Annotated in this window: 12 protein-coding genes; 6 read left to right on the top strand and 6 right to left on the bottom strand. The window is 40.2% G+C overall.

Annotated elements, in window-relative coordinates; translation table 11 throughout:
* Positions 1-118: 118 nt before the first annotated feature.
* The 3 genes from ACLCEG_RS14595 to ACLCEG_RS14585 all read right to left on the bottom strand — a co-directional run bounded on the left by ACLCEG_RS14595 (position 119) and on the right by ACLCEG_RS14585 (position 4,660).
* Positions 119-2,254: a 3-hydroxyacyl-CoA dehydrogenase NAD-binding domain-containing protein gene (locus ACLCEG_RS14595; protein WP_410568043.1), complete on the bottom strand. Its 2,136-nt coding sequence runs from the start codon at positions 2,252-2,254 to the stop codon at positions 119-121.
* 18 nt (positions 2,255-2,272) lie between these two features.
* Positions 2,273-3,478, bottom strand: coding sequence for an acetyl-CoA C-acetyltransferase (locus tag ACLCEG_RS14590; RefSeq protein WP_410568041.1), 1,206 nt, complete (start codon positions 3,476-3,478; stop codon positions 2,273-2,275).
* Between the two features lie 171 nt (positions 3,479-3,649).
* Positions 3,650-4,660: an AraC family transcriptional regulator gene (locus ACLCEG_RS14585; protein WP_002051267.1), complete on the bottom strand. Its 1,011-nt coding sequence runs from the start codon at positions 4,658-4,660 to the stop codon at positions 3,650-3,652.
* 210 nt (positions 4,661-4,870) lie between these two features.
* On the opposite strand from ACLCEG_RS14585, the gene ACLCEG_RS14580 reads away from it, so the two are divergent.
* The 6 genes from ACLCEG_RS14580 (at position 4,871) to ACLCEG_RS14555 (ending at position 12,677) form a co-directional block, all read left to right on the top strand.
* Entirely contained in the window at positions 4,871-5,989 is a 1,119-nt protein-coding gene (locus tag ACLCEG_RS14580; RefSeq protein WP_410568039.1) for a CaiB/BaiF CoA transferase family protein, read from the top strand.
* A gap of 155 nt (positions 5,990-6,144) precedes the next feature.
* A complete protein-coding gene (locus ACLCEG_RS14575; protein WP_077168775.1) occupies positions 6,145-7,377 on the top strand; it encodes a carbohydrate porin in 1,233 nt (410 codons plus the stop codon).
* A gap of 174 nt (positions 7,378-7,551) precedes the next feature.
* On the top strand, positions 7,552-9,957 hold the full coding sequence (locus ACLCEG_RS14570) for a glucose/quinate/shikimate family membrane-bound PQQ-dependent dehydrogenase (protein ID WP_019457525.1): 2,406 nt from the start codon (positions 7,552-7,554) through the stop codon (positions 9,955-9,957).
* Positions 9,958-10,123: 166 nt separating this feature from the next.
* Positions 10,124-11,767: a nitrite/sulfite reductase gene (locus tag ACLCEG_RS14565; protein ID WP_004705730.1), complete on the top strand. Its 1,644-nt coding sequence runs from the start codon at positions 10,124-10,126 to the stop codon at positions 11,765-11,767.
* Entirely contained in the window at positions 11,760-12,245 is a 486-nt protein-coding gene (locus tag ACLCEG_RS14560) for a DUF934 domain-containing protein (RefSeq protein WP_410568037.1), read from the top strand. The genes ACLCEG_RS14565 and ACLCEG_RS14560 overlap by 8 nt, the downstream gene beginning before the upstream one ends.
* A 78-nt stretch (positions 12,246-12,323) precedes the next feature.
* On the top strand, positions 12,324-12,677 hold the full coding sequence (locus ACLCEG_RS14555) for a DMT family transporter (RefSeq protein ID WP_002051463.1): 354 nt from the start codon (positions 12,324-12,326) through the stop codon (positions 12,675-12,677).
* Between the two features lie 52 nt (positions 12,678-12,729).
* Here the strand turns inward: ACLCEG_RS14555 and ACLCEG_RS14550 are convergent, their stop codons facing one another.
* The 3 genes from ACLCEG_RS14550 to ACLCEG_RS14540 form a co-directional block, all read right to left on the bottom strand.
* Positions 12,730-13,173, bottom strand: a complete 444-nt coding sequence (locus tag ACLCEG_RS14550; protein WP_002051396.1) for a VOC family protein — start codon at positions 13,171-13,173, stop codon at positions 12,730-12,732.
* Between the two features lie 125 nt (positions 13,174-13,298).
* Positions 13,299-14,474, bottom strand: a complete 1,176-nt coding sequence (locus ACLCEG_RS14545) for a thiolase family protein (RefSeq protein ID WP_410568035.1) — start codon at positions 14,472-14,474, stop codon at positions 13,299-13,301.
* Positions 14,475-14,582: 108 nt separating this feature from the next.
* Positions 14,583-15,098 carry a GspH/FimT family pseudopilin gene (locus ACLCEG_RS14540; RefSeq protein WP_049064613.1) on the bottom strand — a complete coding sequence of 172 codons (516 nt, stop codon included), beginning with the start codon at positions 15,096-15,098 and terminating at the stop codon, positions 14,583-14,585.
* Between the last annotated feature and the right edge of the window lie 4 nt (positions 15,099-15,102).

Raw genomic sequence — 15,102 nt, 5'->3', positions numbered from 1 at the left:
TATAGCATATTTAGGCTGTAGGCAGAAATCTTAAAGGTCATAAAGAAAAACCCATATAAATAAAATATATTTATATGGGTAAGGTTTATGCAGTTTTTAAATATTCATTACATCTAAGTTATTGAATATTTTGTTTCTGCTCTGTTTTGTTTTTTAGTAATGCTGGTGGTGTGAATCGCTCACCATATTTGGTAGCTAACTCTTCGGCGCGTTTTTCTGCTTTCTCAATACCATATTGATTGAGGAATTGAATCGCTCCGCCAGTCCAAGGGGCATAACCAATTCCAAAAATAGAACCGACATTAGCATCAATAACCGACTCCAACACACCTTCTTCGTAACAACGTAAGGTATCTAAGGCTTGTACAAACAAAATGCGATCAATCATATCTTGCTCAGAAATATCATGATCTTTCTCCCAACGGTTTAAGCCTTCCCAAAGGTGCTTTTTACCATTTTCAGGATAGTCATAGAAACCTGCGCCAGCAGCTTTACCTTTACGGTTTAATTCATGAATCATGGTATGAATCACTTCATCTACTGGTGTTTTCGGTAACTCTTTGCCTTCAGCTAGTAGGGCTTTACGTGCTTCACTGGCAACGTGCTCGGTTAAGGTTAGAGACACTTCATCTTGAATCGCAAGTGGTCCCACAGGCATGCCTGCTTTCAGTGCTGCCATTTCAATACGTGCTGGGTGGACACCTTCGGCAAGCAAGCGCATACCTTCTTGAATAAAAGTACCAAATACACGACTGGTAAAGAAGCCACGGCTGTCATTGACAACAATTGGTGTTTTTCCAATTTGCTGTACAAAGTCGTAGGCTTTAGCAAGTGTCTCTGCGGAGGTGTTTTTACCTTTAATAATCTCAACCAACTGCATTTTGTCGACAGGGCTAAAGAAATGCAGACCGATAAAAGCTTTATCATCTTTACTTGCTTGAGCTAAACCTGTAATTGGTAGGGTTGATGTATTTGACGCCATTACGCCATTAGACGTTAAGTATTGTTCGGCTTCTTGAGTGACTTTCGCTTTGAGTTCTTGATTTTCAAATACCGCTTCAATAATTAAATCACAGCCTTGTAAGTCTTCAGCAGAAGCTGTAGCCGTAATCAGAGATAAAACTTGATCACGTTTTTCTGCCGTCATGCGGCCTTGTGAAACACGTTTATCTAGAAGTTTTTGTGAGTAAGCTTTGCCTTTCTCAGCATTCTCAACAGATACATCTTTAAGGACAACAGGAATGCCTTTAATGGCTGTTGAATAAGCAATGCCAGCACCCATCATGCCTGCACCCAACACTCCAACTTTAGTGGCTTGCCATTTTGCAACGTCGGCAGGGCGGCTCGCACCAGACTTAATTGCATTTAGAGCATGCCAGAAAGTGCCGATCATATTTTTAGAAATTTGGCCTGTTGTAAGCTGAGTAAAGTAGCGAGACTCGATACGCAGTGCAGTATCTACATCGACTTGAGCGCCTTCAACTGCGGCAGCCATAATCGCTTCAGGGGCAGGGTAGCAACCTTTGGTCTTGTCTCTTAACATGGCTGGTGCAATTGCAAGAACTTGTGCAACTGCTGGCGTTTTTGGATCACCACCCGGGATTTTGTAGCCTTTTACATCAAAAGGTTGTTGAGATTTCGGATTTGCCTTTATCCAAGCAATTGCTTTATCTAAAAGTTCTTGTTCATTTTCAGCTGTGTCATGAATTAAACCTAAAGATTTGGCTTTATCGACACCGAACTGTTTGCCTTCCATTAAAAATGGAAATGCATTTTGAAGCCCAAGCATACGTACCATGCGCACAATTCCACCGCCGCCCGGTAATAAACCTAAAGTAACTTCTGGTAGGCCAAATTTGCTTTTCGAGTCATTGATTGCAATACGGTGATGGCAACTTAATGCAATTTCCCATCCACCGCCCAGTGCCGTTCCATTCAATGCTGCAACGACTGGAATGCCTAGCGTTTCAATTGTGCGTAAATGACCTTTTAGCTTTTCAACCATATTAAAAAAGTCAGTCGCATGTTCCGGCTGAACTTGAATTAGCTCATCTAAATCACCGCCTGCAAAGAACGTTTTCTTAGCCGAACGGAAAATAACGCCTGAAAGTTCTGTTTCTGCTTTAAGTTTCTGAGTCGCTTCATCGAGCGAGTCACGAAACTCAGCATTCATGGTGTTCGCAGATTGACCTGTTGAATCAAGCGTTAAAATGACAATATTGTCGGCATTTTTTTCGTATTGAATTGCACTCATTTTTTATATCCCTAATTTTTATACGCGTTCAATAATGGTGGCAATACCCATACCACCGCCAACACAGAGCGTCGCTAAACCACGCTTTTTATCTTGTCGTTCAAGCTCATCAAGTAGTGTGCCCAAAATCATGGCACCTGTTGCGCCTAAAGGATGGCCTAAAGCAATCGCACCGCCATTTACGTTGACTTTTTCAGCGGGGACGTTGAGCTCATTAATAAAACGCATAACAACTGCCGCGAATGCTTCATTGACTTCAAATAGGTCAATATCATCAATTGTTAGACCAGCTTTTTCCAAGGCTTTACGTGCGGCTGGCGCAGGGCCAGTCAGCATAATGGTTGGGTCAGTACCAACTAATGCAGTCGCCAAAACTTTAGCGCGTGGTTTTAAATTTTGTTCTTTTACTGCTTTTTCTGAAGCTAATAAAACGACAGCTGCTCCATCGACAATACCTGATGAGTTACCTGCGTGATGAACATGATTGATTTTTTGTGCTTCTGGATATTTTTGTAAAGCGACTGCATCAAAGCCCATTTGCCCCATCATTTCAAAACTTGGGTTGAGCTTTGCAATACCTTCTAGTGTGGTATGGCCTTTAATAAATTCATCTTTTTCTAAAATCACTACACCTGAATGATCTTTGACTGGCACAACTGATTGGTCAAAATAACCATTTGCTTGAGCTGCCGCTGCTTTTTGTTGTGACTTCACTGCAAAGTTATCGACATCTTCACGGTTATAGCCATCTAAAGTTGCAATAAGGTCGGCCCCAATACCTTGTGGAACAAATGATGACTTAAGATTTGTTTCTGGGTCTAAAGCCCAAGGTCCACCATCAGAACCCATTGGAATGCGTGACATTGATTCAACACCGCCAGCAACCACTAAATCTTCCCAACCAGAGCGGACTTTCATGGCTGCCATGTTGACTGCTTCTAAACCTGATGCACAAAAACGATTGATTTGAACTCCAGCAACATCATCATTCCAACCTGCTGCAATTGCTGCTGTTTTGGCAATGTCCCCACCTTGATCACCAATTGGTGTTACACAGCCCAAAACAATGTCATCCACTTTTGATGTATCAAGCTGATGGCGCTGCTGTAATTCATTTAATAAAGTGGTGAGTAAGGTAATTGGTTTTACTTCATAAAGAGAGCCGTCTTTTTTTCCTTTTCCGCGTGGGGTGCGAATGGCATCAATAATATAAGCCTCGCTCATAACAGTTCCTTTTTTATTGCTTAAAATTTATTTGTGTTTTGAGTGTACTGGTTTTAAGAGCGAGTGCAATGACGATAAGCGCACCAGTCAGGTGATGATTTTTGCCAATAGAGATATAAAAAAAGCCCAAGTTGAACTTGGGCTAGATGTGAATACAAAGAGATTTAAGAATTAGTGGTAACCGTGTAGTTGGCGATATAAGCCAGGCGTTACACCAGTCCACTTTTTAAATGCACGGTGGAATGTACTGGTTTCACTAAAGCCTACCTGTTGAGCAACATCTTCAAGTGTTAATTCAGGGTTGAGCAACAAGTGAATCGCAGCATCTCGACGTAGAGCATCTTTTACGCCTTGATAGCTTTTACCTTCAGCAGCTAAGCGGCGGCGTAAAGTTTGCGGAGATAAATACAGCATTGATGCAACGTCGTTAAGCGTTGGCATTTCTTCACCAATTTGACTCTTAAGTACGTCACGAATACGAGAAGTCAACGAGTTGGTGTTTTTGAATTTTACTAAAAGCTGAGCAGGAGCTGCTTTTAGGAACTCTTCTAGCGTTTTTTCATCTTGGCGGATTGGTAAATCAAGATAATCAGCTGCAAAAGTTATTTCGGTGCGAGGTGCATCAAACTGCATGACTGGCGCAAAGAATAACGCATCATATTCATCTGCATGCGCAGGACGTGGGTAGCTAAAATGAACACGCTCTAATGGCAAACGACGTTCAATGAGCCATGATGCTAGACCGTGCCAAATCATAAGCATACTTTCAGTAATGAAATGATCTGGATCTAATGTTTTTGGAATGAGAGGTACTAAACGCGCTTCGTGTTTGTCACGTTCAAGTGTTACCGACCATTCATCACCAAATAACTTGTAAAATTGAGATGAAAGTTCGAGAGCTTGTCCCAAAGTTTTTGCATGAATAATCAACTGACACATAATGGCAAAAGTGCCCAAACGACGCGGTTGTACATCAAAACCGACGTGTTCGTCTTGGGTGACCATCCATAGCATTTTTATAAAACGGGTATATTGTTCTGGTGAGATTCGAGCTTTAGGTTGACGTAATAGTTCCGCTTCGATACCCACATGTGAAAGTAACGTCTCGACATCCATGCCAAGGCGTTTTACGCCTGTCAAAGCCGCATTCACGAAGTGGATGCTAATCGTATCGCGACTCATATTGAATCCTTCAGTCTCTTTGATGTTCACTTTAAATTGACCTAAATGACCGTCTAAAAAAATAAATTGGCGATTTACAACAGTGTAAAAGCACTTTTTACATGTTAAATTGCCGAAATGATCAAGGTAAATGGCTGAACATGACATTGTTTTAGAATATTTGCTTAACTAATATAAAAGAAAATTCAAATAATAGTGGTTAAAAATACGATGACGACAGCATTAAACGGACTTAAAGTTCTCGATTTCTCGACGCTCTTACCTGGACCTTTTGCCACAATGTACTTAGCCGATATGGGCGCAGAAGTTATCCATATCGAATCTCCATCACGTCCAGATCTCATTCGGATAATGCCGCCATATGCGAATGGACAGGCGACTGCACATAGTTATCTAAACCGAAATAAACAGTCGATTGTTCTCGACTTAAAAGATGCTGCCAGTATTGATCTGATAAAAGCCAAGATTTCCGAGTTTGATATTGTCATAGAACAATTTCGACCAGATGTTATGCGCCGTTTAGGATTGGACTATGCAACGCTTGCAGAAATTAACCCACGTTTAATTTATTGCTCAATTACAGGTTATGGACAAACAGGAAACTACAAAGATCGAGCTGGACACGACATTAATTACTTAGCTTTAGCAGGTATTGCTGGATATAGTGGCCGACAAGATAGTGGTCCACCACCGCTTGGCATTCAGGTTGCCGATATTGCAGGCGGATCATTACATGCAGTTATTGCGATTTTGGCTGCGGTCGTCGAACGCAGTCGTAGTGGTATGGGACAATATATTGATATTTCCATGACCGATTGTGTGGCGAGTTTAAATAGCATGGCAGCATCAGCTACGCTTGCAGGACAAGTTGAACAGGCACCAGAGCAGGGTATGCTCAATGGCGGTATTTTCTATGACTATTATATGACTCAAGATGGTCGTTATCTTTCTATTGGTAGTCTTGAGCCACAATTTATGGCTGGGTTGTCTGCTGCATTAGATTTACCCGTGCTGTTGCAAAAAGGCGCGTCATTAGATGTCCAAGATCGACAGGACGTTAAGCAAGCTATTCAAGAAAAAATTAAAGCCAAAACGTTTAAAGAATGGCATGAAATTTTTGCAAATTTGGATGTTTGTGTAGAGCCAGTATTGAGTTTGAGTGAGGCTTTAAACTCGCCATTAGCACAACAACGTGGATGGATTGTGGATGTTCCTTTGCAAAATAATACGACAGATACAGAACCACAGATCGCATGCCCAATTAAGTTTTCACGTTCACAAATGCGATATTCCTTTGTAGGTCAAAAGCTTGGCGAGGGACAGTGGTAATGTCTTAGGGCTATTTCTTATACAGTATGTATTAAGATTATTATCTGATTAATCAATTGATTAACATTTTGAATAATTTCTTTACATAAAATTAGCGTAACCTTTATAAACAAAGACATAAAAGGTACGTAAACATGAAAACGCATAAATCTTTGATGGTTTCCTGTTTATCCGTTTTATCAATTACTCTTTTTGTTCAGCATGCACAAGCTGCTGCTGCATTTGACCCAAATGGTTCTTGGATGTTGGGTGATTGGAACGGGCAACGCACAGCGTTACAAGCACAAGGTTATGATTTTTCTTTTGGATATACCGGTGAATATGCCGGTATTTTAGATTCAAAGAATACTTCTTCGCATGGCAGTGCTTATACAGGGCAACTCGCTTTAGGTTCGCATTTGGACCTAGGTAAAATTTTAGGGTGGCAAGATACAGAAGCTCAAATCACGTTAACTTATCGTGATGGGCAATCACTTTCTGAACATTCTCCTGCTTTAGCTGGACACATTAGTTCTGCACAAGAAGTGTGGGGGCGTGAGCAAACTTGGCGTTTAACTGATTTATGGATTAAGAAAAAATTCCTTGATCAAAAGTTAGATGTGAAAGTTGGTCGTTTTGGTGAAGGCGAAGACTTTAATAGTTTTGACTGTGACTTCCAGAACTTGGCACTTTGTGGTTCACAAGTGGGTAACTGGGTTGGCGACCAATGGTATAACTGGCCAGTGAGCCAATGGGCAATGCGTGTTAAATATAACGTGCAACCTGATCTATATACGCAAGTCGGTGTATATGAATATAACCCAGAGAACTTGGAACGAGGCAAAGGCTTTAACCTGAGCACAGATGGTTCTCATGGTGCAATTATTCCAGCAGAGGTCGTTTGGTCACCTAAATTAGGTGTGCAAAGCATGCCTGGTGAATACCGTTTAGGTTATTACTACAGCACTGCTGATGCAGAGGAAATTACCAATCCAACCAAAACATCGCATAAACAAGGTGTTTGGGTAACTGCAAAACAAAAACTATTCCAGCCAGCTGACCAAACTGATCGTGGTTTAACAGGTTTTGTGAATCTGACTTTCCATGACTCAGATACCAATAAAGTCGACAACATGCAAAATGTAGGTCTGGTCTACAAAGGTTTACTCAATCAACGTCCTCAAGATGAATTAGCACTTGGTGTTGCTCGTATTCATATCAATGATGACTGGAGCGATATTCAAGCCAAAGAATATGACACTGAATACAATACCGAGCTTTATTACGGTATTCATGCCACTAATTGGCTAACTATTCGTCCAAATGTGCAATATGTTCGTCATGTTGGTGCATTAAAAAATGGTGATAACACTTGGGTAGGCGGTATTAAATTCTCAACCGTATTCTAAGTAACTATTCCGAAAAACGGATTGTCGATGGCTAAATCATTAATTGAAGTATCCAGACCTTCCGTTTTTTTCTTTATGCCTGAATTTTGTTTTAGATGTATTGGTGATGTCATTTCTCTCTAAGATTTTTGACACATCTTTCCGATAAAAATGATGATTAATAAGAGGTGGTTTATGAATCAACCTTCTTCAAGATCAGGTTTAACGACTTTTACCGTAATTATTATTGGGTTATTGGCGTTATTCCTGCTAATTGGAGGTATTTGGCTCGCTACACTAGGCGGTTCAATTTACTACATTGTAGCTGGAGTCTTACTTCTCATTGTTACATGGCAACTCTACAAGCGTGCTTCAACTGCTTTGTGGGTTTATGCCGCATTAATGCTAGGTACCATTATCTGGAGTGTCTGGGAAGTTGGAACAGACTTTTGGGCGCTTGCACCACGTTTAGATATTTTAGGTATTCTTGGTTTATGGTTATTGGTTCCGGCTGTGACTCGTGGAATCAACAACCTTGGATCAAGTAAAGTTGCCTTATCTTCAACTTTAGCGATTGCAATCGTATTGATGGTTTATTCTATCTTTAACGATCCGCAAGAAATTAATGGTGAGATTAAAACACCACAACCAGAAACTGCTCAAGCCGTTCCAGGTGTAGCAGAGAGTGACTGGCCGGCTTATGGCCGTACTCAAGCTGGTGAGCGTTATTCTCCACTCAAACAGATTAATGACCAAAATGTCAAAGATTTGAAAGTGGCTTGGACACTACGTACTGGCGATTTCAAGACAGATAATGATTCGGGTGAAACAACCAATCAGGTTACGCCAATTAAAATTGGCAATAACATGTTTATCTGTACAGCTCACCAACAGTTAATTGCGATTGATCCAGCGACTGGTAAAGAAAAATGGCGTTTTGATCCGAAGCTTAAAACGGATAAATCGTTCCAGCATTTAACTTGCCGTGGTGTAATGTACTACGATGCAAACAACACAACTGAGTTTGCGACAAGCTTGCAAACTAAGAAGTCGACTTCAACTCAATGTCCTCGTAAAGTCTTTGTTCCAGTCAATGATGGACGTTTAGTTGCTGTAAATGCTGATACTGGTAAAGCATGTACTGACTTTGGTCAAAATGGTGAAGTGAACTTACAAGAGTTTATGCCATATGCTTATCCGGGTGGTTATAACCCAACATCTCCGGGTGTTGTGACAGGTTCAACTGTCGTAATTGCGGGTTCTGTAACAGATAACTACTCAAATAAAGAGCCATCAGGTGTTATTCGTGGTTATGACGTAAATACTGGTAAGCTTCTTTGGGTATTTGACACTGGTGCAGCAGATCCAAATGCTATGCCTGGACAAGGTACAACATTTGTTCATAACTCTCCAAATGCTTGGGCACCTTTAGCATACGATGCCAAACTTGATATCGTTTATGTTCCAACAGGCGTAGGTACTCCAGATATCTGGGGTGGTGACCGTACTGAGTTGAAAGAACGTTATGCGAACTCAATGTTAGCGATTAATGCTTCAACTGGTAAATTGATATGGAACTTCCAGACCACTCATCATGACTTGTGGGATATGGACGTGCCATCTCAGCCATCTTTGGCAGATATTAAAGACAAAGCAGGTAAAACTGTTCCAGCAATCTATGTATTGACTAAAACAGGTAATGCTTTTGTTCTTGACCGTCGTAATGGACAGCCGATTGTTCCTGTAACTGAAAAACCAGTTCCACAAACAGTTAAGCGCGGTCCACAAACCAAAGGCGAGCACTATTCAAAAACTCAGCCATTCTCTGACTTGAACTTGGCACCACAAGACAAATTGACTGATAAAGATATGTGGGGTGCCACAATGCTTGATCAGCTTATGTGTCGTGTATCTTTCAAACGTCTAAATTACGATGGTATTTATACACCACCATCAGAAAACGGTACTTTAGTTTTCCCTGGTAACCTAGGCGTGTTTGAATGGGGCGGTATGTCAGTTAACCCTGATCGTCAGGTTGCTGTAATGAACCCGATTGGTCTGCCATTCGTAAGCCGTTTAATTCCTGAAGATCCAAACCGTGCACAAACTGCAAAAGGTGCAGGAACTGAGCAGGGTATTCAGCCAATGTATGGCGTACCTTATGGTGTCGAAATCAGCGCATTCTTATCTCCACTTGGTTTACCTTGTAAACAACCAGCTTGGGGTTATGTAGCTGGTGTAGACTTGAAAACGCATCAGGTTGTATGGAAAAAACGTATTGGTACTATCCGAGATAGCTTGCCAAAACTATTCCAATTACCAGCTGTGAAAATTGGTGTTCCTGGTTTAGGTGGTTCAATTTCTACCGCAGGTAATGTCATGTTCGTTGGTGCAACTCAAGATAACTACATCCGTGCCTTTAACGTTACGAATGGTAAGAAACTTTGGGAAGCGCGTTTACCAGCAGGTGGACAAGCAACACCAATGACTTACGAAATTAATGGTAAGCAATATGTTGTGATCATGGCCGGTGGTCATGGTTCATTTGGTACAAAAATGGGCGACTATTTAGTAGCTTATGCATTGCCAGATAACAAATAAACCTTTGCTCTAAAAAAAGCCCAGATTGATCTGGGCTTTTTTTATATTGATTTATATTAAAGCTTATCAATAAAACCGTTATTAAATATGCAAAAAAAGCATTTTATTGATGAATAAAAGCTCGCTATGCTATCCGCCTTAATAATGAATCTACTAGCCATACGCCATGTATTTATATACCGATTTCGACCAGCAGCTGGTTAATGAACGAGTTGCTCAGTTCCGTGATCAGACTGAACGCTATTTAGCTGGCAAACTTTCTGAAGATGAATATCGTCCATTACGTTTGCAAAATGGTTTATATGTGCAACGTTATGCGCCTATGCTGCGTATTGCTGTGCCGTATGGCTTAATGAATTCTAAACAATTACGTAAAGTTGCTGAAGTTTCAACTGCTTATGACCGTGGCTATGCGCATGTATCTACGCGTCAAAACATTCAGTTAAACTGGCCTGCACTTGAAGACGTACCAGATATTTTGGCTGAACTTGCAACTGTACAAATGCATGCCATTCAAACGAGTGGTAACTGTATTCGTAACACAACAACTGACCAATATGCTGGTGTGGTTGCTGGTGAAATTGCAGACCCACGTCCAACATGTGAATTGATTCGTCAGTGGAGTACATTCCACCCTGAATTTGCATTCTTGCCACGTAAGTTCAAAATTGCCGTTTCTGCACTTGAAGAAAAAGATCGTGCAGCAACGGCATTCCACGATATTGGTGTTTACATCGTGCGTAATGAAGTGGGTGAAATTGGCTATAAAATTATGGCTGGTGGTGGTTTAGGCCGTACTCCAATTATTGGTAGCGTTATTCGCGAGTTTTTACCACGTGAAGATTTAATTGCTTACTTAGAAGCAGTTCTACGTGTTTATAACTTGCATGGCCGTCGTGATAATAAATATAAAGCACGTATTAAAATTCTAGTTAAGGCATTAACGCCTGAAGTATTTGCTCAGAAAGTTGAAGCTGAATTTGAACATACACGTGAAGCATTGAAAATTCAGCCAGAAATTTTGAAAAAACTGGATGAAGAATTCACCCCGTTTGATTATCAAGATTTGGCAGATGAAGACTTTACCGCTTTATTTGCTGAGCATCCAAAATTCAAACAGTGGTTCAACATCAACACGCATGCGCATAAAGTGAAGGGCTATCGTATTGTTACGATTTCTCTAAAACGTGCAGGTATTGCACCGGGCGATATGACTACTGAAGAAATGAACTTTATTGCAGATCTTGCTGATAAATATACTTTCGGTGAACTTCGCACCACTCACGAACAAAATATTGCTTTGGCAGATGTACCTCAAAAAGACTTGTTCGATGTATGGCAAGCGCTTGAACAACAAAATATGGCACGTGCACATATTGGCTTTATTACCGATATTATTAGTTGCCCGGGCGGTGATTTCTGTTCACTTGCAAATGCGAAATCAATTCCAATTGCTGAAGCAATTACACGTCGTTTTGATGACTTAGACAAAGTTTATGATCTTGGTCATTTAGATCTAAATATTTCTGGTTGTATGAATGCTTGTGGTCACCACCACGTTGGTAACATCGGTATTTTAGGTGTAGATAAAAAAGGTGCTGAGTTCTATCAAATTACATTAGGTGGTAATTCGGACCATGATGCCTCAATCGGTGACATCTTAGGGCCATCATTTGCAGCAGATGCTGTGCCTGACGTAATTGAAGAAGTACTAAATACATATCTTGATTTACGTACAGAAGGTGAGCGTTTTGTAGATACATATCGCCGTGTAGGAATTCAACCATTTAAGGAGCGTGCATATGCTTAATACAGCTCTACCAGTGCTTTCTAAAGATGGCACGATTGCAGACAATACTTATCAAATCATTGCTGAAGATAGTGTCGTTCCTCAAGGTGATGTAGTTGTAACAACAGCTCAACTAGACCAGTTAGCTAACGTTCAAGGTAAAAAAGCTTTGTATGTAACGGTAAGTGATTCACCTGAAGATCATACATTTCCATTAAATGAACTTGATGCAATCTTTATTGAGTTTGCTGGCTTTGGTGATGGTCGTGGATATTCATTTGCAGCGCTATTACGTCGTCAAGGTTTCCAAGGTGAACTGCGCGCAACTGGCGATGTGTTTAAGGATGTCTTAAACTACTTAAAGCGCTCAGGTTTTGATAGTTTTGTAATTAAGGAAGGTAAAGATGTGCAAGAGGCGGCAGCTGGTTTGCAAGACTTTACCAACCCGTACCAAGCTTCAACAGCCGTACCGCAAGCAAGTTATCAAACTGGTGCTTAAATAATTTTAAATGAAGAAGCTGAACTTAGGTTCAGCTTTTTTTATAATTACTTTTTAATAAATGAATGAAGAATAAGAATGTTAGGCTTAATTTCAAAAATAAATCCCGGTGCTTGGTGGTTAATATTTGCTATTGCGACAGATGTGCTCTCAACATTTTATTCGGCTAAAGGCAATGGATTAGTTAATAAAACTGCTCAAGGAATTGCTCTAGTTTTATATATTGGGTCTTTTGCATGTGCAGCTATTGCTTTGAAATATATGCAGGCGGGAATTTTATATGTGCTTTGGTCTGGAATAGGTGTATTAGCAACTGCTTTTCTTGCAAAGATTTTTCTTGGGCAGAATATTGATGTAGCTGGATGGGTAGGTATAGGTTTTATTACCGTTGGTTTAATGATTATTGCGCAGTATTCTAATATTAATGTTTAAGACCCTTATAGAAATAGTAAGTGTCTCTATAAGGGGCTGATCTTAAAAAATATTATGTATCAAGCTGACAGTTAACCATCCACTTTATGCCAAACTGATCGGTAAATGCACCGTATAATGCACCCCAGAAAGTTTTTTCTAATGGCATTTCAACTTGTCCATTTACAGATAGAGCATCGAACAGCTGTTTTGCTTTTTCTTGCTCATCTTTTTCAAGGTTGATTGCGATGTAATGATTATTACCTTTAGTAAATACACTATTCGGGGTACAGAATTGATCGATAGTGTCTGATGCCATGAGTACTGTGTACTCATTAATCGGTAGAGAAACGTGCAGCACTAAATTTTTTTCGGCTTCAGATAATGTTACACCCTCGTTAGGTGGCATATCGCTATAACGGCTCAGCATAGCAAATTCACCACCAAAGACCGATTTATAAAAATTAAAGGCTTGTTCTGCTTGACCTTGGAAATTGAGATAGTGATTGAGTTGCATTGTTATTGTCCATTGTTGTTTTCGTTTAAAGGAATAAGTTAAAACTTAAAAGTGATTTTGTGGGTCTTTTTTTGTAAATTTTTCATAAAAAATCCCACCGAAGTGGGATTTTAAACAGATTTTAATTAAAGAATTTCGATGGCAACAGCTGTTGCTTCACCACCACCAATACAAAGTGCGGCAATACCTTTTTTACCGCCAGTGCGTTTAAGCGCATGAATAAGTGTAAGAATAATGCGAGAACCTGTAGAACCCACCGGATGACCTAGGGCACAAGCCCCCCCATTGATATTTACTTTCTCTGCATCAAGTTTGAAATCATCAATTGGGCACATGGTAACCATAGCAAATGCTTCATTAATTTCCCAAAGGTCAACGTCCTGAGCATTCCACCCAGCTTTTTTAAGAACTTTCTCGATAGCACCCACAGGAGCGATGGTAAATTCTGAAGGATGCTGAGAATTTGAAGCCGTTGCAATAATTTTTGCCAGTGGCTGTAAACCACGTTGAGTAGCAACCTCACCTGAAGTTAATACTAATGCAGATGCGCCATCCGAAATAGAGCTTGCGTTTGCTGCGGTAATTGTACCGTCTTTTGCAAAAGCTGGTTTAAGAGAAGGAATTTTGTCAATCTTTGCATTTAAAGGTTGTTCATCTTGATCAACAACGACATCACCTTTGCGGCTAGATACGGTAACAGGAACGATTTCATCTTTGAAATAGCCTTCAGTAATTGCAGTTTGAGCACGTTTTAATGAGCGAATTGCAAAGTCATCCATTTGCTCACGTGTATAGCCACGAGTATTTGCCATATCTTGAGCAAAAGAACCCATTAAACGACCTGTTTCAGCATCTTCTAAACCATCAAAGAACATATGGTCTTTAATTTCGCCATGACCCATACGGTAGCCAGCTCGTGCTTTAGGTAAAACATAAGGGGCATTTGTCATCGACTCCATACCACCAGCAACCACAATTTCAGCACTGCCTGCTTTGATCATATCGGCTGCTTGCATTACGGCTTTCATGCCTGAACCACAAAGTTTATTAATCGTCACTGCACCTGTAGAGTCTGGTAAACCAGCTTTACGCATCGCTTGACGAGCAGGGCCTTGTTTTAAACCAGCAGGAAGAACACATCCCATAATGACTTCTTCAACATCAGTAGGCTGCAAACCTGCTCGTGCGATTGCTTCTTTAATTGTTACTGCACCTAGTTCGGGAGCAGTTAGACCAGACAGTGATCCTTGAAAACCACCCATAGCAGTACGAGCACCATTAACAATTACGATGTCAGTCATTGTTGTAATCTCCGATTGTTCTTTATCTCAAATTAAGAAAACATTAAAACTTAAGCAGTATATTGCAAAATGGGGATGCTATTGGGTTCTGCATTAGACTGTAGAGTTCTAACAATTTTGAGATTCTTCTAAGCGGACGTGCCCCATTTTACTGAGAATTAACTTAAAATTTTTAAGCTGATCATAAGAACAATAAATAAAACTGCCATTAGACTCGATTGGAAGTCCGGAATTGCCCTGAAAAACAATACTATTTTGTTTTTTTCCAAAACGTTGTAATTTCATAGAACCATAATGATGGTTAAGATCTACGGAAGTTAATAACTCTTCATTTAAATCATGTTGTAGATTACGATTATTGTCTACAAAGCTAATGAGTTGACTATTCCAGTTCGTATTACAAATGAATTGATCGGAACTGGGACACAGAACAATGTTTGTATGCCTAACAATCGCGTCATATTTGGCTTTTTGTATATGAATTGTGAGTACACGAGGAGTATTTTTTAATTCTGCAGATGCCATAAATTGATGGTATAAAGGAATGGCTATAACTGACATAATTACAATAATTACGAGGGTTATAGAGAGCTCAACTATAGTAAAACCGGGAGATTTAAACATTAAG

This window comes from Acinetobacter sp. H1(2024) (assembly GCF_046557555.1).
Taxonomy (GTDB): Bacteria; Pseudomonadota; Gammaproteobacteria; order Pseudomonadales; family Moraxellaceae; genus Acinetobacter; species Acinetobacter seifertii.
This window is presented reverse-complemented; position numbering and strand designations above follow the sequence as displayed.